The sequence below is a fragment of the Pseudomonas sp. 22072 genome (assembly GCF_052046095.1).
Lineage (GTDB): Bacteria > Pseudomonadota > Gammaproteobacteria > Pseudomonadales > Pseudomonadaceae > Aquipseudomonas > Aquipseudomonas paracarnis.
This window is the reverse complement of sequence record NZ_JBQEQE010000023.1, coordinates 1-18,790: the sequence shown is the minus strand read 5'-3', so window position 1 is coordinate 18,790 and position 18,790 is coordinate 1. Positions and strand designations below refer to the sequence as shown.

At 61.8% G+C, this 18,790-nt stretch carries 18 protein-coding genes; 8 read left to right on the top strand and 10 right to left on the bottom strand.

Annotated features, from left to right (window positions below; genetic code table 11):
• Positions 1 to 94: 94 nt before the first annotated feature.
• The gene (locus ACTJLA_RS20950; RefSeq protein ID WP_072445744.1) at positions 95 to 1,096 is read right to left on the bottom strand and encodes an ABC transporter substrate-binding protein; all 1,002 of its coding nucleotides are present in this window, start codon (positions 1,094 to 1,096) and stop codon (positions 95 to 97) included.
• A 278-nt stretch (positions 1,097 to 1,374) separates the two neighbouring features.
• Here ACTJLA_RS20950 and ACTJLA_RS20945 point away from each other — a divergent pair, with 278 nt between their 5' ends.
• Positions 1,375 to 2,973: an ABC transporter permease gene (locus ACTJLA_RS20945; RefSeq protein ID WP_089042045.1), complete on the top strand. Its 1,599-nt coding sequence runs from the start codon at positions 1,375 to 1,377 to the stop codon at positions 2,971 to 2,973.
• Positions 2,970 to 3,785: an ABC transporter ATP-binding protein gene (locus ACTJLA_RS20940; RefSeq protein ID WP_054896685.1), complete on the top strand. Its 816-nt coding sequence runs from the start codon at positions 2,970 to 2,972 to the stop codon at positions 3,783 to 3,785. The genes ACTJLA_RS20945 and ACTJLA_RS20940 overlap by 4 nt, the downstream gene beginning before the upstream one ends.
• On the opposite strand, the gene ACTJLA_RS20935 is transcribed toward ACTJLA_RS20940, so the two are convergent.
• Positions 3,772 to 4,842 carry a fatty acid desaturase gene (locus ACTJLA_RS20935; RefSeq protein WP_200584465.1) on the bottom strand — a complete coding sequence of 357 codons (1,071 nt, stop codon included), beginning with the start codon at positions 4,840 to 4,842 and terminating at the stop codon, positions 3,772 to 3,774. The two genes, ACTJLA_RS20940 and ACTJLA_RS20935, sit on opposite strands and share 14 nt — an antisense overlap.
• A 101-nt stretch (positions 4,843 to 4,943) precedes the next feature.
• On the opposite strand from ACTJLA_RS20935, the gene ACTJLA_RS20930 reads away from it, so the two are divergent.
• The 3 genes from ACTJLA_RS20930 to uraH all read left to right on the top strand — a co-directional run bounded on the left by ACTJLA_RS20930 (position 4,944) and on the right by uraH (position 7,055).
• Positions 4,944 to 5,948 carry an AraC family transcriptional regulator gene (locus ACTJLA_RS20930; RefSeq protein ID WP_054896687.1) on the top strand — a complete coding sequence of 335 codons (1,005 nt, stop codon included), beginning with the start codon at positions 4,944 to 4,946 and terminating at the stop codon, positions 5,946 to 5,948.
• Between the two features lie 195 nt (positions 5,949 to 6,143).
• The gene (locus ACTJLA_RS20925; protein WP_034125453.1) at positions 6,144 to 6,617 is read left to right on the top strand and encodes a GlcG/HbpS family heme-binding protein; all 474 of its coding nucleotides are present in this window, start codon (positions 6,144 to 6,146) and stop codon (positions 6,615 to 6,617) included.
• A 27-nt stretch (positions 6,618 to 6,644) separates the two neighbouring features.
• A complete protein-coding gene (gene uraH, locus ACTJLA_RS20920) occupies positions 6,645 to 7,055 on the top strand; it encodes a hydroxyisourate hydrolase (protein ID WP_057978448.1) in 411 nt (136 codons plus the stop codon).
• On the opposite strand, the gene ACTJLA_RS20915 is transcribed toward uraH, so the two are convergent.
• On the bottom strand, positions 7,050 to 7,736 hold the full coding sequence (locus ACTJLA_RS20915) for a Crp/Fnr family transcriptional regulator (RefSeq protein ID WP_314550962.1): 687 nt from the start codon (positions 7,734 to 7,736) through the stop codon (positions 7,050 to 7,052). The two genes, uraH and ACTJLA_RS20915, sit on opposite strands and share 6 nt — an antisense overlap.
• Before the next feature lie 83 nt (positions 7,737 to 7,819).
• Between ACTJLA_RS20915 and ACTJLA_RS20910 the strand changes: the two genes are divergently transcribed.
• On the top strand, positions 7,820 to 8,389 hold the full coding sequence (locus ACTJLA_RS20910) for an Mpo1 family 2-hydroxy fatty acid dioxygenase (RefSeq protein WP_232241606.1): 570 nt from the start codon (positions 7,820 to 7,822) through the stop codon (positions 8,387 to 8,389).
• A gap of 56 nt (positions 8,390 to 8,445) precedes the next feature.
• Here the strand turns inward: ACTJLA_RS20910 and ACTJLA_RS20905 are convergent, their stop codons facing one another.
• The 6 genes from ACTJLA_RS20905 to dibA all read right to left on the bottom strand — a co-directional run bounded on the left by ACTJLA_RS20905 (position 8,446) and on the right by dibA (position 14,788).
• Positions 8,446 to 9,414: a sulfate/molybdate ABC transporter ATP-binding protein gene (locus tag ACTJLA_RS20905; RefSeq protein ID WP_034125451.1), complete on the bottom strand. Its 969-nt coding sequence runs from the start codon at positions 9,412 to 9,414 to the stop codon at positions 8,446 to 8,448.
• Between the two features lie 3 nt (positions 9,415 to 9,417).
• The gene (cysW, locus tag ACTJLA_RS20900) at positions 9,418 to 10,290 is read right to left on the bottom strand and encodes a sulfate ABC transporter permease subunit CysW (RefSeq protein WP_054896816.1); all 873 of its coding nucleotides are present in this window, start codon (positions 10,288 to 10,290) and stop codon (positions 9,418 to 9,420) included.
• Positions 10,291 to 10,303: 13 nt separating this feature from the next.
• Positions 10,304 to 11,122: a sulfate ABC transporter permease subunit CysT gene (gene cysT / locus ACTJLA_RS20895; RefSeq protein WP_032894195.1), complete on the bottom strand. Its 819-nt coding sequence runs from the start codon at positions 11,120 to 11,122 to the stop codon at positions 10,304 to 10,306.
• Positions 11,123 to 11,316: 194 nt separating this feature from the next.
• Complete coding sequence (locus ACTJLA_RS20890; RefSeq protein WP_014716420.1) at positions 11,317 to 12,327, bottom strand: sulfate ABC transporter substrate-binding protein; 1,011 nt, start codon at positions 12,325 to 12,327, stop codon at positions 11,317 to 11,319.
• 64 nt (positions 12,328 to 12,391) lie between these two features.
• Positions 12,392 to 12,574, bottom strand: coding sequence for a sulfur starvation response protein OscA (gene oscA, locus ACTJLA_RS20885; protein WP_003170956.1), 183 nt, complete (start codon positions 12,572 to 12,574; stop codon positions 12,392 to 12,394).
• A 297-nt stretch (positions 12,575 to 12,871) separates the two neighbouring features.
• The gene (gene dibA / locus ACTJLA_RS20880) at positions 12,872 to 14,788 is read right to left on the bottom strand and encodes a phosphodiesterase DibA (RefSeq protein WP_440842047.1); all 1,917 of its coding nucleotides are present in this window, start codon (positions 14,786 to 14,788) and stop codon (positions 12,872 to 12,874) included.
• Between the two features lie 166 nt (positions 14,789 to 14,954).
• Here dibA and desA point away from each other — a divergent pair, with 166 nt between their 5' ends.
• Positions 14,955 to 16,139, top strand: a complete 1,185-nt coding sequence (desA, locus tag ACTJLA_RS20875; RefSeq protein ID WP_181124497.1) for a delta-9 fatty acid desaturase DesA — start codon at positions 14,955 to 14,957, stop codon at positions 16,137 to 16,139.
• A gap of 188 nt (positions 16,140 to 16,327) precedes the next feature.
• Complete coding sequence (locus ACTJLA_RS20870) at positions 16,328 to 17,314, top strand: GGDEF domain-containing protein (protein WP_440842044.1); 987 nt, start codon at positions 16,328 to 16,330, stop codon at positions 17,312 to 17,314.
• 140 nt (positions 17,315 to 17,454) lie between these two features.
• On the opposite strand, the gene ACTJLA_RS20865 is transcribed toward ACTJLA_RS20870, so the two are convergent.
• On the bottom strand, positions 17,455 to 18,657 hold the full coding sequence (locus tag ACTJLA_RS20865) for an HDOD domain-containing protein (RefSeq protein WP_072445738.1): 1,203 nt from the start codon (positions 18,655 to 18,657) through the stop codon (positions 17,455 to 17,457).
• Between the last annotated feature and the right edge of the window lie 133 nt (positions 18,658 to 18,790).

Below are 18,790 nucleotides of genomic sequence, written 5' to 3'. Positions count from 1 at the left end.
TCGCAGGCAAGCCAGCTCCCACATTGAGCGGTGAACACGTTCAAGTGTGGGAGCTGGCTTGCCTGCGATAGCGATAGCCCAGGCACCGACAAGCTCAGAGCCCCGCCGCCACCAACCCAGGCGCCACCCAATCACTCACCTGAAACGACTTGCGAATCAACTTCTCCCTGGACGCCAGGTCCACCGCATCCTGCAATTTGCCCAGGAACACCGGGTCTAGGGTCGAGGGGAAAACTTCGCTGAGTTTCTGGTCTTTCAAATCATTGGTGAGGATCACCGGGGGGTAACTGGCCAGCCCTGATACCAGCGCTATGTACGCCTGTTTGTTGTTGTCATCGGTCAACCACTGCACCGCTTGCTGCTGGGCCTTGAGCAGCTTGGCCACCGCATCGGGATGTTCATCGACAAACTTGGCGCTGCCCACCAGCACGGCCTGGATGCTGCCGGCATCGCCCAGGTCTTTGGTGGTCAGCGGTATTTCTGCCAAACCTTTGGCCTGCAACGCCGTCAGGGTGGACCCGCCCCAGGTGGCGTCAATCTGCTTGGCCGCCAGGGCGGCAGCGGCCGCGTTGAAGTCCAGGTTGATCACCTTAAGGTCCTTCTCGCTCAAGCCCTGGCTGGCCAAAGCGCTGTCGAACGACAACTGGCTGGCCGTGCCACGGAACACCGCCACGCGCTTGCCCTTGAGGTCTTGCAGGGTCTTGATGCCGGAGCCCGGCACCACGCCGAGGTAGTGTTTCACTCCCCGTGCAGAGGCGCTGAGCAGCCGCGTGTCAAGGCCATTGGAGCGGCCGATGATCGCTGCCAGGTCGCCCAGATAGGCCAGGTCCACCTGGCCGTTGGCGAACGCTTCATTGATCACCGGGCCGGCGCCCTTGAAGTAATTCCATTGGATCTTGATGCCTTGGTCGGCAAAGGCTTTTTCAAAGATCTGCTGTTCACGCAACACGTCGGTGATGCCACCGCCGCTGTGCTGGCTGCCGGCACTGAGGTCGGGCACTGCGATGCGGATTTCCTTGAGGTCGGCGGCATGCACCAACCCGGCCAGGGCGGTGCCGGCGAACAGGCTGATCAGACGTTTAAAGGGCAGTTTCATAGCGCAGCTCCTGGTGGGCGACGGTCGCCTGGGGAGCAAAAAGTAGGCACAGACTGAACAAAACTTTAAATACTATAAATTCACAATTTAATAGCTTTTAGAAATATGCAAGCTAACCCGCAGCCTCCAGAGGCATATGCATAAACAGCATCGAAAATATTCTTCGAATGCATTGGATGCGTGGCGGCGTGAGGCTTTAAATGACTTTTCTTATCTCACAATCATCTTGATCGCGCTTTTGTAAGATCGAAATCACATAACGCATTCGGAGGTCTTCCATGGCCCGGATTTCACTTCTGAGCCTGCCGCTGGCGGCCCCGCCCAAAGGCATCACGCCGCGCTGGCCGCAGTTGGGCCAGCGTTTATTGCCGTGGCTGCTGCCGCTCACGCTGTTTGCTTTATGGTGGCTGGCCAGCCGCAATCATTGGATGAGCGAGCAGATTCTGCCCACTCCCGCCCTGGTGTGGAGCAGCGCGGTGGAATTGGCCGGCGGCGAGTTATGGAGCCATCTGGCCATCAGCTTGCAGCGCTTGTTCTGGGGCCTGCTGGCCGGTGTCAGTGGCGGCGCGATACTGGGCGCGTTCCTGGGTTTCAGTGCGCGCGCCGAGCGCTTGGTGTTCCCGACGTTCAGCGCGCTGGCGCAAGTGCCGACCCTCGCCTGGATCCCGCTGTTCATGGTGTTTTTCGGGATTGGCGAAACCCTCAAGCTGGTGGTGCTGGTCAAGGCCATCGTGGTGCCCGTGACCCTGCATACCCTGGTAGGCGTTCGCGACGCCCAGCCCAACCTGCGCGAAGCCGCCCGTGTACTGCGCCTGCCTGGCCACTTGCTGATCCGCCGTCTGGTCCTGCCCGCCGCACTGCCTGCGTTCATGGCCGGTGTACGCCTGGCCCTGGCGGCGGGCTGGACCTCCCTGCTGGCCGTGGAGCTGCTGGCCTCCAGCGAAGGCATCGGTTACCTGATGGTGTGGGCGCGCCAGTTGTTCATGCTCGATATCGTCTTCGTGTGCATCGTGGTCATTGGCGTGCTGGGTGTGGTGATGGACCGCGGCATCGGCTGGCTGGACCGCAAGTGGGTGCACTGGCCCCATCCGGCCACTGCGCAGATTCGACGCGGGCCACGCTACGAAGGCTGGCAGCGCTTGCAACCCTGGCTGTTGCCGCTGCTGCTATTGGCGTTATGGCAAGTAGCGACTCAGCAGGATTGGGTCGATCCAAACATTCTGATCAGCCCCTGGGCGGTGCTGCAAACCAGCGTGGCGGGCGTGCTGGATGGCAGCCTGACTACGGCGCTGGGCAAAAGCCTTGGCCGGGCCCTGGCCGGGTTGCTGCTGGGCGGTAGCCTGGGCTTTGCCATGGGCCTGTGGCTGGGGCTGTCGCGGCGCAGTGAGCGGCTACTTGGCCCCACTTTGTCCGCGCTGCGCCAGATCGCGATTTTCGCCTGGGTGCCGCTGCTCACCGCCTGGTTCGGCCTGGGTGAACTGGCCAAGTGGGTGTTTATCGCCCTCGCCGCCTTCTTCCCGTTGTTTATTGCCACCCAGCGCAGCGTGCTCAACTTGTCGCCCCAGCTGCGCGAAGCCGCGCAGGTGCTGCGCCTGAACCTCTGGCAACGCTTGCGCCGCCTGGTACTGCCGGGCGCCGCGTCGGGGATTTTCGCCGGCCTGCGCCTGAGCCTGATCTACGCCTGGATGGGCACCCTCGGCGCCGAATATTTCATGCCCTCAGATGGCGGCATCGGCAGCCTGATGATCGGCGCCCAACAGTTGCTGCGCATGGATTTGATCATGAGCGGCATGCTGCTGGTCGGCCTTACCGGCGCCGCTCTGAACCTGATCGGCCAACGCATCGAAACCCGTGCCACCCGCTGGAGACACGCATGAACGCACCGATTGTCAGCTTCAACCACGTGGGTAAGTCCTTCGACGTCGATGGCTTCGAACTGGAAGCCATCCGTGAATTCAACCTGGAGGTGGCCGAAGGGGAATTTGTTGCGATTGTCGGCTCCAGTGGATGCGGGAAATCCACACTGCTGCGCTTGCTGGTGGGCTTGGATACGCAGTTTCGCGGCGAGATCCAGGTCGATGGCAAAGCCGTCAGCGGGATCGGCGGCGAACGCGGCATTGTGTTCCAGGAGCACCGCCTGTTCCCGTGGCTGACTGTGGCGCAAAACATCGGCCTGGGCCTGGTCAACGAGCCCCTGAACGAGGCCGAGCGCAACCGTCGCATCAGCGACTTTATCGAACTGGTGGGCCTCACCGACTTCACTCGCGCCTACCCCCACCAACTCTCCGGCGGCATGGCGCAACGGGTGGCGATTGCCCGCGGCCTGGTGGCCAGCCCGCGCATCCTGTTGCTGGACGAACCCTTCGGCGCCCTGGATGCACTGACGCGTCAGCAGATGCAGGACGAACTGCTGGCGATTCGTGCCCGCGCCAGGATCACCACGGTACTGGTGACCCACGATGTGGAAGAGGCGATTTTCCTCGCCGATCGCGTGGTGGTGATGGAGCCGCGTCCGGGGCGAATCAAGCAGGTAGTCGAGATCGCCCTGCCTCATCCGCGCCAGCGCAGCAGTTTTGAATTCCACCAGCTACGCGAAGAGCTGTTGCACGAATTAACCAGCGACGGCCATTACCAACCGCCGGTGCGCGAACAGATCCGCGACCTGCCATTGGCGTTCATTGCTTGCTGAGAGAGAGCTCAGTGCGCGGGTGTTCCTGGGGCTCCAGGCGATTGGCTCGCGCAAACGTGCCCAAATCATTGAAGCGCACCCCCATCTCGGCCATGACCTTGTGCGCCACCTTGGCGGTCATCTGGCGGATGTAGAACGGTTCTTTCACCACAAAGTGATGGATGCCGTGGGTGCTGCCGAAGTTGAAGCAGAACGCCTGCAACGGCCACAGCCACCAAGGGTTCAGCACTTGGGTTTGCTGCATCACATTGCCCAGTTCCACATCGCCGTAGTAATGCATGTTGGAGCTGACAAAGTGCAGGCAGAAGGTGCGCAACACGTTCGGGCCGATGATCACCACCGCAGCGATATCGATCACCTGCATCACCTGCAAGGTACCGGCTGACCACTGAATGGGCGCGCCCATCAAACTGGCAATCCCATTGGCGGCATGAAAGCCCAGGAAGACGTACCACGCGCCCCAATGCAGCAAGGCCAGCGGTGCGTACACCAGCAGCACGCGCTTGAGGATGCTGAACCTGTGCGGCCAGGTCTTGGCGCGCAACAGGCGGATCAAGGCCGACATCATGTTGTCCCCCACCATCAGCAACCGTGCGATGCCCCAGGGTTCGCCATTGGTGATCGCGCGCTCTTCCATGTCGGCTTCGGTGCCCGAGACCTTGTGATGGTTGAGGTGCAGGTGCCGGCGTATCCATGGGTTGATGGTGCTTGGCCGCGCCAGCCATACCAGGCCCATCATCAGGTTGTGGGGCACGCGTTGCTTGCGAAAGTACATGCTGTGGATCAGGTCGTGTTCCAGCTCGTGGGTGAGCGAGGCGAGGAAGGCATTGAGCAGCAGACACACCCACCAGGCCATATGACCGCTGATATAGAGCGCTGCCGAGCCGAACATGCCCAGCAGGGCAAAGGCCAGGATGCCTGCGCCCAGCGCGTCCTGATGCAACAACCAGGGGTGCCGCTGGCGCAAGCGCACGCCTTCGGCCATCACCACCTCGCGGATATGCGCCGAACGCTGTTGTGCGTTCAACGGCTGGGGGCTTGCAGAAGTACCGTCCATGCTTCCATTCTCTTGTGAAGTGATGCCTGCATCCTGCACTTAACCCTAGCGCAGGGCGCTAGCCGCGCACGCCAATCTGTTGACCACAAGCGCCAATTGCCATGACCGAACCCACTTCCCTCGCCAGCTGGACCCGTGCCCTGCGCAAGCAGCTCGACGCCCTGGGCCTCGACAGCGCCGCGCTGTGCGCCGAGGCCGGGCTCGACCCGCAGCAGATGGACGACCCCAACGCCCGCTACCGGTTGTCGGCCACCACGCGCCTATGGGCGCTGGCGGTACAGGCCAGTGGCGACCCGGCGATTGGGCTGCGGGTGTCGCGGTTTGTCAGCCCCACCACCTTTCATGCGCTGGGTTACGCATTGGTGGCCAGCGGCAGCTTGCGCGAGGTGTTTGAGCGCATCGTGCGCTATCACCAGGTGGTCAGTGATGCCCTGGACCTGGAGCTGAGCCGCCACGGCGACGTCTACCGTTTTCGCCTGCTCCAACCCCCAGGCAGCCCTGCGCCCGCGCCAGAAGCGATTGATGCCTTTGCGGCGATCTACGTGCGCACGTGTCGCAACCGCCTGGGTCGCGACTATGCGCCGTTGGCCGTTTACCTGCGGCGCCCGGAACCCGCCGACCCCGAGCCGTGGCACAGGGTATTTCGCGCACCGGTATGGTTTGCCGCCGACGAAGACCGCCTGGAATTCGCCGCCAGCGACTTCGACAGCCATCTGGACGACGCCAACCCGGAGCTGGCCGAACACAACGAAACCGTGCTCAAGCGCACCCTCGCCCAACTGCAACCGCTGACCTGGGAACGCAAGGTGCGCGCCGCCATCGAGGCGCAATTGCCAGACGGCGAGCCAAGCGCCGAACACATTGCTCAAGCGCTGCATTTGAGCCTGCGCAGCTTGCAGCGGCATCTGGCCGATGAAGGGTGTCGGTTTGACGCCCTGCTCAATGAGTGTCGGCAAAACCTGGCGTTACTGCACCTGCGCGACCCGCAGTGCTCATTGGCCGAGATCAGCCATTTGCTGGGGTTTGCCGATACCAGCAGTTTCAATCGTGCGTTCAAGCGCTGGACAGGGATGACGCCGGGGCAGTTTCGCGACGGGTTGCAGTAGGAAGGGCCTCATCGCGGGCAAACCAGCTCCCACTGGGGCATGGGGTTCACATCATGTGGGAGCTGGCTTGCCTGCGATGAGGCCAGTACAACCACCACAAATCCCTGAGTTTGATTACAAACCTGTCATCCAATTGTGCGGCTTTTGTCCGCGTCCGCTGGTTACCGTGACGGCCTGCTTTCTGGAGCCCTCACTATGTACCGCACTGCCTTGTTCCTGAGCCTCGCCGTGGCCACCGTCGCCCAGGCGGCGCCACAATTACCACGCCATGCCGAGCTGGATCTGCACACCGCTCGCCAACTGGCCGACGCCAGCCTGGCCCACTGCACCGCTGCGCTGACCGTACTCGACCGCGGTGGCAACCTGTTGCTGGGCCTGCGCGCTGACGGTGTCGGCCCGCACAACAGCCTCGCCAGCCAACGCAAGGCGTACACGGCGCTGTCGACAAAAACCCCGACCCGGCTGTTTGCCGAACGGGCGCGTAATAACCCCGAAGCCGCCAACCTCAACAGCTTGCCCGAGCTGCTGTTGCTCGGCGGTGGCGTGCCGCTGTTTGCCGACGCCGAACTGGTCGGTGCCCTAGGCATCGCCGGTGCCGGTGGCGCCGCGCAGGATGAAGCCTGCGCCGTACAGGCCGCCGAGCAACTGGGCCTGAAAATCACCCCTTGATTCCACTTCCCTCAAAAGGACTTCGCGATGAAAACCTTGAGCATGACCCTCGCCGTACTGAGCCTGAGCGGCCTGTGCAACCTGGCCCTGGCCGACGGCAACCCCCTGAGCGTGCACGTACTCAACCTGGAAAACGGCCTGCCAAGCGCCGGGGTCAATGTCACCCTTGAACAGCATGTGGGCGATAAATGGCAGTCGCTGTCTGAAGGTGTGACCAACCAGCAAGGCCGCATCGCCGAGCTGTTCCCGGCCAACCGCAGCATGCAGCCGGGCGAGTACCGCGTGGTGTTCAAGACCGGCGATTACTACAAGAAGGCTAATCGCGAGACGTTCTTCCCTGAGGTACCGGTGATATTCCAGGTCAAGCAGGCCGACCAGCACTACCACATCCCGCTGTTGCTCAGCCCTTACGGTTTCTCTACCTATCGCGGTTCATAGGCCCGCGGCCAGCCGCAGCCCATTGAGGTCGCGTATCTCGATGGCACCGTAACTCAAGCCGATAATGCCCTGTTGCTCCAGCGCCTTGAGCAGACTGTTGATGGTCTGGCGCGACAGGCCCAGCATCGCCGCCAGATCCTCCTGGGGCAGTTGCAGCACGCGGCGCGCCTGATCCACTTCGCCGTAGCCTTGGGCAATCATCAACAACCGATGGGCCAGCCGCTCTGAGGCGGGCATCAGGCTTATCTGTTCGATATTGATCAACGACAGCCGCAGTTTATGGCTCATCAACAGCGCCATCTCCCGCCAGAACAGCGGATGCTGTTCGAGAATGCCGAGCATCGCCGCCTGCGGCACCTGCAACAGCCTGCATGCGCCGGTGGCCAGGGCATCGTGGGTGCGCGGCAAGTTGTCGAACAGGCAGATCTCGCCGAACCAGTAGGGCGTTTCCACCAGGCTCAACACCGCTTCCTTGCCCTGAGCACTGACCGCACTGATGCGCACCGTGCCTTCCAGCACCGCATACACGCCGCACGGCGGGTCACCGCGCTTGAACAGGTACTGCCCCGCCGTCAGCACACGCAACCGCGCCGCCCCCAGCAGGCTACGCTGCAAGTCTGGCGGCAAATGGCTGAACCAATGACCGCGAGCCAATTGCGCGTGCCATGTCCCTGTGTCCATGCGAACTCCGAAGATTGTCGCCCAGTTGACAGTTAGGCACCGACTGACAGGGCATGATCAAACATCCTACAGGAGGAACAACAATGAAAAGCCTCGTCGACCACCTCAGTCAATACGCCGCGTACCACCGCGACCCACGCAACATCGCCAGCCACTTCATCGGTATCCCGTTGATTGTGGTGGCGGTGGCCGTGCTGCTGTCGCGCCCCGAATGGTCGGTGGGCGGGCTGTGGCTATCACCTGCGGTGCTGTTGGCGCTGTTTTCGGCGTGGTTTTATCTGCGCCTGGAACTGGCCTTGGGCGTGTTGATGACGGTGCTGATGGGCTTGTCGGTGTGGGCCGGGCATGTGCTGGCGGCGCAAAGCACGGCGGTGTGGCTGAGCAGCGGCGTGGGCATGTTTGTGGTGGGCTGGGTGATTCAGTTCGTCGGGCATTACTACGAAGGCAGGAAGCCTGCGTTTGTGGATGATGTGTCGGGGCTGATCGTGGGGCCGTTGTTTGTGGTGGCGGAGTTGGCGTTTTTGCTGGGGTTGCGGCAGGACCTCAAGCGCCAGATTGAAGAGCGCTCTGGGCCGGTGGCGCGCCGCGGTCTTGATCGTTCCCATGCTCTGCGTGGGAATGCAGGCCAGGACGCTCCGCGTCCAAAAGCGTGACGCAGAGCGTCACCAGAGGCGTTCCCACGCAGAGCGTGGGAACGATCACGTGAGGCTCAGGTTTTGGGTTTGAAGAACAGGGTCTCGCCCCGCGCCAGGCCGGTGAGGCTGTCATGGTCTTTCACCACTTCGGCCTCGATCAATTCACTCTGGCCTTCAACCTTCAAGGTCACGCGAGTGGTCGCGCCCAACGGCCGAATATCCCGCACTTGCGCCGCATGGTGATCTTCCAGTTCATGGCGTGACAACGACACTTCGTGGGGGCGGAACAGCAGGTGCTTGTCTTCGCCCAAATGCAGGCGGTTGGAGTCACCCAGGAAGTGGTACACAAAATCGCTGGCCGGGTTTTCGTAGACGTCGCCCGGTGAACCGATCTGCTCGATCACGCCCTTGTTCATCACCACGATACGGTCGGCGACTTCCATGGCCTCCTCCTGGTCGTGGGTCACGAAGACCGAGGTCAGGTTGATGTCTTCGTGCAGGCGCGCCAGCCAGCGGCGCAGTTCTTTACGCACCTTGGCGTCGAGGGCGCCGAAGGGTTCGTCGAGCAGCAACACCTTGGGCTCCACCGCCAAGGCGCGGGCCAGGGCGATACGCTGGCGCTGGCCACCGGAGAGTTGTTCCGGGTAACGGTCCGACAACCAATCAAGCTGCACCATGTTCAGCAGCTCGTGAACCTTGCTGGCGATCTGGCTTTCGGTGGGGCGTTGGTTTTTCGGCTTCATGCGCAGGCCGAAAGCGACGTTGTCGAACACGGTCATGTGGCGGAACAGCGCGTAGTGCTGGAACACAAAGCCCACGTTGCGATCACGCACATCGTGCCCGGAGACGTCTTCGCCATGGAACACAATACTGCCGGTATCCGGGGTTTCCAGGCCGGCAATGATGCGCAGCAGCGTGGTCTTGCCGCAGCCGGACGGGCCCAGCAACGCCACCAGCTCGCCACTCTGGATATCCAGGTTGATGCTGTCCAGGGCCTTGAAGGCGTTGAAGTTCTTGCTGACATTACGGACTTCGATCGACATGACTTATTCCTCACCCGCGCTGTTGCGCAGGCGGTTGATTCGGTTCTCGCTCCACTGCTTGAGCAGCAGGATGAAGAGCGCCAGGATCAGCAACAGGCTGGCCACCGCAAACGCGGCAACGTGGTTGTATTCGTTGTAGAGAATCTCGACATGCAGCGGCAGCGTGTTGGTGACGCCGCGAATGTGGCCGGACACCACCGACACTGCGCCGAACTCACCCATGGCTCGCGCCGTACACAGCACCACGCCGTAGATCAGACCCCACTTGATGTTCGGCACGGTGACATGCCAGAACATCTGCCAGCCATTGGCGCCCAGCAGGCGTGCGGCTTCTTCTTCCTGGGTGCCCTGCTCCTGCATCAGCGGGATCAGCTCACGGGCCACGAACGGCACGGTGACGAAGATGGTCGCCAGCACGATGCCCGGCAGGGCGAACACGATCTGGATGTCGTGGTCTTGCAGCCACGGCCCGAAGAAGCCCTGGGCGCCGAACATCAACACGTACACCAGGCCTGCGATCACCGGCGACACCGAGAACGGCAGGTCGATCAGCGTGACCAGGATGCTCTTGCCACGGAACGAGTACTTGCTCACGCACCAGGCGGCGCTGACGCCGAACACCAGGTTGAGCGGCACCGAAATCACCACGGCGATCACCGTGAGTTTCAGCGCCGACAGCGCGTCGGGTTCAAGGATTGCGCTGAAGAACGTGCCGAGGCCGTTTTTCAAGCCCTGGGACACCACCACCAGCAACGGCAGCAGCAGGAACAGCGCGAATACCAGCCAGCCAAGGCCGATCAGGATACGTCGCGAGGTCGCGCTGCCACGGCGGGCGGCGTTGGCCGAGGACGCGGCAGAAATAGACGATTGGGACATGTTCCGCGCCTCCTTATGGACGTTCGATGCGCCGCTGCAACAGGTTGATCAGCAGCAGCAAGACGAAGGACACCACCAGCATCAGCACACCAATGGAGGTGGCGCCGCGGTAGTCGTATTGGTCGAGCTTGACCATGATCAGCAATGGCAGGATTTCGGTTTTCATCGGCATATTGCCGGCGATGAAGATCACCGAACCGTACTCACCCACGCCTCGGGCAAAGGCCAGGGCGAAGCCGGTCAGCCAGGCGGGCAGCAATGCCGGCACTAGGATGTAGCGGAACACTTGCAACGGCTTGGCGCCGAGGCAGGCGGCGGCCTCTTCGATTTCCCGGGGGATATCGGCCAGTACCGGCTGCACCGTGCGCACCACGAAGGGCAACGTGACGAAGGTCAGCGCCAGGGTGATACCCAGGGGGGTGTAGGCGATCTTGAAGCCCAGGTCCGTGGCGAACTGGCCGACCAGGCCGTTGGGCGCGTACAGCGCCGTCAGCGCGATACCGGCGACGGCGGTGGGCAGGGCGAACGGCAGGTCGATCATCGCGTCGATGACCTTGCGCCCGGGGAAGGTGTAGCGCACCAGCACCCAGGCCAGCAAAGTGCCAATCACACCGTTGATGAGTGCGGCGTACAGCGCGGTGCTGAAGCTCAGCTTCAAGGCCGCCAGTACCCGAGGTGCGGAAATGATGTTCCAGAACTGATCCCAGGTGAGTTGAGCGGCGTGTACAAACATCGCCGCCAGCGGGATGAGCACGATCAGGCTGAGGTACACGACGGTGTAGCCCAGCGTCAGCCCGAAGCCGGGTATGACGGGGGAGATACGACGCGACATAAGAGTCCTTGGTTAGCGGAACGGATATGCGTGCGGCCCACTGTGGCGAGGGAGCTTGCTCCCGCTGGGCTGCGAAGCGGCCCCAGAACCAGGCAACCACGATGTACCGTGAGTACCGGTTTTGGGAGTGCTTCGCACTCCAGCGGGAGCAAGCTCCCTCGCCACAACAAGCCCCGCGCAATAGTCGGTGTTGATTATTGCGCCGTGTAGATCTGGTCGAACACACCACCATCATTGAAGAATTTCGGCTGGGCAGTTTTCCAGCCGCCGAAGTCTTTGTCGATAGTCACCAGGTCCAGTTTCGGGAACTGCTGGGCGTATTTGGCGGCGACTTTTTCATCCCGTGGACGGTAGAAGTTCTTCGCCGCAATCTCCTGGCCCGCCGGGCTGTACAGGTGGTTGAGGTACGCCGTGGCGATCTCGGTGTTGCCCTTTTTCTCGGCGTTCTTGTCGACCACAGCCACCGGCGGTTCCGCCAGGATCGACAGGGACGGCACGACGATGTCGAACTTGTCGGCGCCGCCGTCTTCTTTCAACGCCAGGAACGCCTCGTTTTCCCACGCCAGCAGCACGTCACCCTGGCCGTTGTTGACGAAGGTAATGGTAGAACCGCGTGCGCCGGTGTCCAGTATCGGGACGTGCTTGAACAGCTCTTTGACGTATTCCTGGGCCTTGGCTTCGCTGCCGCCTGCCTTGAGGCCGTAGGCCCAGGCGGCGAGGAAGTTCCAGCGTGCACCGCCGGAGGTTTTCGGGTTGGGCGTGATCACTGAAACGTCTTTCTTGATCAGGTCGCCCCAGTCCTTGATGCCCTTGGGATTGCCCTTGCGCACCAGGAACACAATGGTGGAGGTGTAGGGCGTGCTGGCGTCCGGCAGGCGGGTCTGCCAGTTCTCCGGCAGGGTCTTGCCCAGCTTGGCGACTTCATCAATGTCACCGGCCAGGGCCAGGGTCACTACGTCGGCGCGCAGGCCGTCAATAACTGCGCGTGCTTGCTTGCCCGAGCCACCGTGGGACTGCTGGATCTTCACGTTGTCGCCGGGGTGGGACTGTTTCCAGAAGCTGGTGAACTCAGCGTTGTAATCCTGGTACAGCTCACGGGTGGGGTCGTACGAGACGTTGAGCAACTCGTAGTCCTTGGCAACGGCGGAACCGGCAAACACGGCACTGGCCAATGCGGCCAAGGCATAACGGCGAATCGACGACATAGAAGCTCCTGAAATTCTTGAGTGTTGGCTTTTCTTGTAATTGCGGGTCTATCGCCGTTCTTGCTCAGCTCGGTTTGTTACCGGGGTTCTGCAGACGGAATTTTTCCTTGCGTTCGATCTGTACCACTTGGGCGTTGTGTACGGTGATTTCCACCGCGCCAAACCGCAGATCGCGCAGGGCGCTCTGGATTTCACGCAAAATGGCTGCTTCGTCCTGGCCGTCAACGCTACGTAGAGATGCGCTCATGGTCTCGCTCCTGAAAATGAGTAGTGCCTGGCAGTGGCGGCACTGCTTGCGGCGTGAGGGCGATAGTAGATAAGCGCGGATATTCTTAAAAATACTATTTAAGAATGTTTATATAACCAGAAAGAATTTTCTGATAGGGCATGGGGTTGCAAGGGTTTCGGCAGAAAAAACGCTCACACACAGGCGCCGCAGAACCCCTGTGGGAGCTGGCTTGCCTGCGAAAGCGGTGGTGCAGTAACACATGCAGCGACTGACACACCGCCTTCGCGGGCAAGCCCGGCTCCCACATTGACCGCGTCAGTCCTGACGAATCAGAGGGGCTCGGGTCCAGTCGATTTCATGCGCCGGCATCGGCCGTCCAAACCAGTACCCCTGGCCCATGTCGCATTCCTGATCCAGCAGGAACCGCGCCTGTTCCACCTGCTCGATCCCTTCGGCGTGCACCTGCATGCCCATGCTTTTGGCCAGGGCGATCACCACGCGCACAATCGCGGCGTCGTCTTCGTCCCACGGCAAGCCCGCCACAAAGCCCTGGTCGATCTTGAGCTTCTGCACCGGCAGGCGTTTGAGGCGCAACAACGAGGAATAGCCGGTGCCAAAGTCGTCGATCGCCAGACGCAGGCCCAGTTCGCGCAGGCGGTGCAGTTGCTCCAGTGCGACTTCCGGGTCGTCCATCACTGCGCTCTCGGTGACCTCCAGCTCCAGGAAGGCTGGGTCCAGCCCAGTGGCGTGCAGCACTTGGGCCACTTGCTCATACAGCTCGCGCCGGGCAAACAGGCGGCTGGAGACATTGATTGCGATAAAGCTCAGCGGCGCGCCGTCGGCCAGCCACTGGCACATTTGGCGGCAGGCCTGGTCCATCACCCACGCATCGATCTCGGCAATCAACCCGGTGCGCTCGGCGATGGGGATGAACTCGCCCGGGGGTACCAGGCCGCGCTCCGGGTGCTGCCAGCGCACCAGTGCTTCAACGCCGACCAAACGGCTATCATGCAGGTCGTGCACCGGCTGGTAATAGACGCGCAGCTCATGTTGGTCGAGGGCGCGACGCAGCTCGCCAGCGATTTCCACCCGATGCTGGGCGTGGGCGGTCAGTTCTTCGGTGTACAACGCGTAGCCTTCGCGCCCGGCGCTCTTGGCCTTGAACAACGCGGAATCGGCGTTGCGCAGCAGTTGCTCGGCGCTCAGGGCGTCACTGGGGAACAGGCTGATACCGATACTGGCGCTGATAAACAGCTGGTTGCCGTCAAAAATGAACGGATCCTTCATGGCGTTGAGCATGCGCTGCGCCAAGGCCGCCGCTTGCACCACCTGCGGGCAGCTTTCTGCCAGCACGGCAAATTCGTCGCCCCCCAGGCGCGCCAGGGTAACCCCCGGCCCAAACAGGCCGCTGAGGCGTTCGGCCACCAGTTTGAGCAACTGATCGCCAACGTTATGGCCGAGGCTGTCGTTGATGATCTTGAAGTGGTCCAGGTCCATCAACAGCAGAGCGCAGCCACGCTTATGCACCTGCGCGGAAGCCAGGGCCTGCTCGGCGCGATCGGTGAACAGCAGGCGGTTGGGCAGGTCGGTGAGCGGGTCGTGATGGGCCAGGTGCGCCAATTCGTGCTCGGAGTTCTTCATGGCGCTGATGTCCGAAAACACCGCCACGTAGTGGCTGACCTGGCCCTGGTCGTCGTGAATCACCCGTATGGTTTGCCACTGGGGGTAAACCTCGCCGCTTTTACGGCGGTTCCAGATTTCGCCGCTCCATTCGCCGGTGCTTTCCAGGGCCTGGAACATTTGCTGGTAGAAATGCGCCGAGTGGCGCCCGGACTTGAACAGGCTTGGCCGTTGGCCCATGACGTCCTCGCACTGGTAGCCGGTGATCTCCATGAAAGCGCGGTTAACGTGCACGATCAGCCCTTGGGTATCGGTGACCAGCACCCCTTCGCGGGTGCAATCGAACACCGCAGCGGCCTGGCGCAGGCGCTCGCGGTTCTCTTTCAGGGGTTGTTGCAACGCATGGGCACGGGCAAAACGCCGGCCTATCCAGTAGATGACCAAGGCGCTGAGGCTGACCCACACATAACCGCGCGCCTGCAGCCAGCGCCCCAGCGCCCAAGGTTCATCGATAAAGTTGATTAATAGGTAATTGCTGAGCTGGAGCCAAACGATAGAAACCAGCAGGTACACCAACCCCGCACGTAGGGCACCTCGGTATGAAAACAGCATATGCTTAGTAATCCTTACTAAATAACCAGAATCGCCCTACAAAGGATCAGGATTATAGAGTAGGAAACACTTTGTAAGTCTTATCTGAAACGGTGACTGGTTTTATCTGCAAAGGAAGTGATAATGCGGGTGCTGTTTTTTTCTTTATCTGAGGGCCATACAGCCTATGTGGTACAACGGTTTTCTTGATCTGTCCGCCTGGCAACTGGTGGCAGTCACGCTGTTGATGACCCACGTGACCATTATTGGGGTCACTGTCTATCTGCACCGTTATTCGGCCCATCGCTCGCTCGAGCTCAATGCCGGCCTTAAACACTTCTTCCGCTTCTGGCTGTGGCTGACCACGGCGCAGAACACCCGCGAATGGACCGCCATCCACCGCAAGCACCACGCCAAGTGCGAAACCGTCGATGACCCGCACAGCCCGGTGATCAAGGGCTTGTCCACCGTGCTGCGCAAAGGTGCCGAGCTGTACCGCGCCGAGGCGGAAAACCCCGAGACCCTGCGTATCTACGGCAAAAACTGCCCGGACGACTGGATCGAACGCAAGCTTTACACGCGCTACCCGCTGCTGGGCGTGGCGCTCATGGGCGTAATCGACCTGCTGCTGTTCGGCACCATCGGTATCACCATCTGGGCGATCCAGATGATGTGGATTCCGTTCTGGGCCGCAGGCGTGATCAATGGCCTGGGGCATGCCGTGGGCTATCGCAACTTCGAATGCCGTGACGCCGCCACCAACCTGGTGCCGTGGGGCATCATCGTCGGCGGCGAAGAGCTGCACAACAACCACCACACTTACCCCAACTCCGCCAAGCTGTCGGTGAAGAAGTGGGAGTTCGACCTGGGTTGGGCCTGGATAAAAGTGTTCAGCTTCCTGCGCCTGGCCAAGGTGCAGCGCGTGGCCCCCATCGCCCACCGCGTCGAAGGCAAGGGCAGCCTGGACATGGACACCGCCATGGCGATCCTCAACAACCGCTTCCAGATCATGGCCCAATACCGCAAGTTGGTGATTGGCCCGCTGGTCAAGCAGGAGCTGGAGAAGGTCGATCATTCGGTGCGCCACCAGTTCCACCGCGCCAAGCGCCTGCTGTCGCGGGAAACCAGCTTGCTGGAAGACCGCCACCACTTGCGCATCCAGAGCATGCTGGAACACAGCCATGCCCTCACGGTGATCTACGAGAAGCGCCTGGCGCTGCAGCAGATCTGGCTCAAGACCAGTTCCAACGGCCACGACATGCTGGCAGCGATCAAGGAATGGGTGCATGAAGCCGAGGCCAGTGGCATCCAATCCCTGCGCGATTTTGCCCACCAGTTGAAGACTTACTCGTTGCGTCCTACAGCGGTGTGAGGGCGCCGTGGGAGGGTTCGCCCTCCCACGCACTGGCTTTTTGGCGCCATTTTCCGGGCACCGACAATGCATGCTGATCACGGAACTTCACCGCAATTCCCCTCTCTCAAAGAACACTTCGCCATCATGGTGACCCCTTGTAGTGACCGCTTTTGCACCCTGCGGCGCGCCCAGAGAGAGTTGTACCGATGGTTCACGAAAAGCCCAGCCTGCCCGATGTGCCCACCGCAGAGCNGGCGGCGACCCTGTTGGCGCTTATGCATGCTCAAGGTGAAGTCGAGCGGCTGAGTGAGCGTGAGCAACTGCTCAGTTCCCTGCTGGTCAGCGTGAACGCCGTGCTGTGGGCCATCGATTGGGAAACACGCCGCGTGCTGTATGTAAGCCCGGCGTACGAGCGCCTGTTTGGCCGCTCCGCCGGCCTGCTGCTGGCCGACCACCGTGAATGGCGCAACAGCGTCCACCCCGAAGACCTCGACTACGCCGAACACAGCCTGGCCCGTGTGCTGGAACAGGGCGCCGTGGAGGACCGCGAGTACCGCATCATCACCGCTGACGGGCAGATCCGCTGGTTGAGTGACAAGTGCTACATCAACCAGCAGGTGGTGCCCGGTGAAGCGCTGATCGTGGTGGGCATCGCCGAAGACATCACCGAAAAGAAGCAACTTGAGCTGGAACTCCATCGCCTCGCCACCACCGACGTACTGACCCAAAGCAGCAACCGCCGACACTTCTTCGAACTCGCCAACCAGGCCTTCGACAACGCCTGCGTGCAGGGCACCCCGCTGGCGTTCCTGTTGCTGGACATTGATGATTTCAAAGACATCAACGATACCTACGGCCACTTGGAGGGCGACCAGGTGCTGCGGCGCATCGCGGAAAGCGGTCGCGGGGTACTGCGCCGTGGCGACCTGTTCGGGCGCATTGGCGGCGAAGAATTCGCCGCCGTCCTGCCGGGTTGCCCACCGGAGATGGCCCTGCAGGTGGCCGAGCGGTTGGGCAAGGAAATCCAGGCGTTGGTGTTCAGCTACGAAGGGCATGAATTCAATGTGACCGTCAGCCAGGGCCTGGCCGGCCTGCGCGAAGATGACTCCACCCTCGACAGCCTGTTTGCGCGAGCAGATGCGGCGATGTACGAGGCCAAGCGCCAAGGCAAGAACCGCGTTATAGCCGGTTAACACCGCTTGGCATTTATGCCTTTTTGTAGGAGCGAGCTTGCTCGCGAAAAACTCACAGGCGCCGCGTTTANCAGGAAGCCCGCGTCATCGTTGACGTTTTTCGCGAGCAAGCTCGCTCCTACATACGTTCGGTGTGTGTTTCAGGTTTTGCGCACTCGGGTCAGTTCCGACAAGCCGACCTTGAGCAGCCGCGCGGTCTTGCTGGCGGCTAGTTCTTCAAGCCCTTCGTGCTCGGTCAGCCGCGCCATTTGCACCGCCAGGTTCACCACCAGGGCTTCGCGCGAATACACCCCGCCTTCCAGTGAATAGATCCCTGCGATCAACTGCCGCAACTCCAGCGGCAAGCGCCAACGCGTGCGCAACGCCGAACCGTAGGCGGCGCCAAAGGCGTCGAGGGATTCGCCGATGGCTTCATCATCCAGGGCGCCGCCGCCCTGGCGCCAGTCTTCCAGGCAGCGCAACAAGGCCAGGTCGCCCAAGCGATGCAGGATGCAGGCGCTGTAGCAGCGCTGGTGGTCGAGCTCCAGCATGCGCGCCAGGCGCCGGGCGTAGTCGGCGCTGTCCTGGGACAATTGCCAGTGCCGCTCGGCGTAGGCCACCAGCCCAGGGTCGCCCAACACCACGTTGTGCTTGAGCGCCAGGCCCAGGATGAGGTTCATGCTCTGGCCGGGCACCAACTTATGCAGGGCCTCTGACAGGGTCTGCACTGGCGTGCCGTGGTAGCCGGCGCTGTTGGCGGCGGCGATCAGTACGGCGGTGATTTGCGGGTCGCTGTGCACCTGGTCTTCCAACTGCTTGAGGTCCAGGCCTTCGGGCCCCAGGCTGCGTTGCACGGCGGTTTTCACATCCACACGCAACGGCGCCCCATCGCAGACCTCCCGGCGCCGCTCGAGGAAAGCGGGCAAGGTCATGCCCGGCGCCAGGGGTGGGATTTCGCAGTACACGCTTTCGCCTTCGTTGAGCAGCAGGTCTTGCAAGCGCTGGGTCAGGCTTTCCATGTTCAGCGGGCGGGTCAGGTAGGCGGTGGGCGCCAGGGGCAAGGCTTCGCGCACGCTGGCGCTGTCGTTGCGACTGCTCAGCAAGATAAACGGCAGCGAACGGCGCTTCTGGCGCACGCTGCGCAGCAGGCTCAGGCCATCCACGCCCGGCAACTCCCAATCCGCCAGGATCAGGTCATAGGTTTTTTCGCCCAACAGCGTGGCGGCGTGCTGCCCATCGGCGCACACATCCAGCCGTGCGTCACAGCGCACATTCAACAGCACTTGCTTGAGCAGGTCCCGCGACCAAGGGTCTGCTTCGGCGATTAACACTCGGGGTACAGCGGGTAAATCAACAGCAGTCATCCAGCACGCTCCATCGGCAATGCTTGCACCTTAGACAATGCAGGCGCGTGCGTTCAATGAAGCAGGCACAAAAAAACCGCCGAAGCGGTTTTTTTGTACGGGCTGTAACCTGTGGCGAGGGAGCTTGCTCCCG

Excerpts from the sequence above, each read along its gene's own strand:
- ACTJLA_RS20950 (WP_072445744.1), bottom strand. The coding sequence starts at position 1,096 with ATGAAACTGCCCTTTAAACGTCTGATCAGCCTGTTCGCCGGCACCGCC.
- ACTJLA_RS20945 (WP_089042045.1), top strand. The coding sequence starts at position 1,375 with ATGGCCCGGATTTCACTTCTGAGCCTGCCGCTGGCGGCCCCGCCCAAA.
- ACTJLA_RS20940 (WP_054896685.1), top strand. The coding sequence starts at position 2,970 with ATGAACGCACCGATTGTCAGCTTCAACCACGTGGGTAAGTCCTTCGAC.
- ACTJLA_RS20935 (WP_200584465.1), bottom strand. The coding sequence starts at position 4,842 with ATGGACGGTACTTCTGCAAGCCCCCAGCCGTTGAACGCACAACAGCGT.
- ACTJLA_RS20930 (WP_054896687.1), top strand. The coding sequence starts at position 4,944 with ATGACCGAACCCACTTCCCTCGCCAGCTGGACCCGTGCCCTGCGCAAG.
- ACTJLA_RS20925 (WP_034125453.1), top strand. The coding sequence starts at position 6,144 with ATGTACCGCACTGCCTTGTTCCTGAGCCTCGCCGTGGCCACCGTCGCC.
- uraH (WP_057978448.1), top strand. The coding sequence starts at position 6,645 with ATGAAAACCTTGAGCATGACCCTCGCCGTACTGAGCCTGAGCGGCCTG.
- ACTJLA_RS20915 (WP_314550962.1), bottom strand. The coding sequence starts at position 7,736 with ATGGACACAGGGACATGGCACGCGCAATTGGCTCGCGGTCATTGGTTC.
- ACTJLA_RS20910 (WP_232241606.1), top strand. The coding sequence starts at position 7,820 with ATGAAAAGCCTCGTCGACCACCTCAGTCAATACGCCGCGTACCACCGC.
- ACTJLA_RS20905 (WP_034125451.1), bottom strand. The coding sequence starts at position 9,414 with ATGTCGATCGAAGTCCGTAATGTCAGCAAGAACTTCAACGCCTTCAAG.
- cysW (WP_054896816.1), bottom strand. The coding sequence starts at position 10,290 with ATGTCCCAATCGTCTATTTCTGCCGCGTCCTCGGCCAACGCCGCCCGC.
- cysT (WP_032894195.1), bottom strand. The coding sequence starts at position 11,122 with ATGTCGCGTCGTATCTCCCCCGTCATACCCGGCTTCGGGCTGACGCTG.
- ACTJLA_RS20890 (WP_014716420.1), bottom strand. The coding sequence starts at position 12,327 with ATGTCGTCGATTCGCCGTTATGCCTTGGCCGCATTGGCCAGTGCCGTG.
- oscA (WP_003170956.1), bottom strand. The coding sequence starts at position 12,574 with ATGAGCGCATCTCTACGTAGCGTTGACGGCCAGGACGAAGCAGCCATT.
- dibA (WP_440842047.1), bottom strand. The coding sequence starts at position 14,788 with ATGCTGTTTTCATACCGAGGTGCCCTACGTGCGGGGTTGGTGTACCTG.
- desA (WP_181124497.1), top strand. The coding sequence starts at position 14,955 with ATGTGGTACAACGGTTTTCTTGATCTGTCCGCCTGGCAACTGGTGGCA.
- ACTJLA_RS20865 (WP_072445738.1), bottom strand. The coding sequence starts at position 18,657 with ATGACTGCTGTTGATTTACCCGCTGTACCCCGAGTGTTAATCGCCGAA.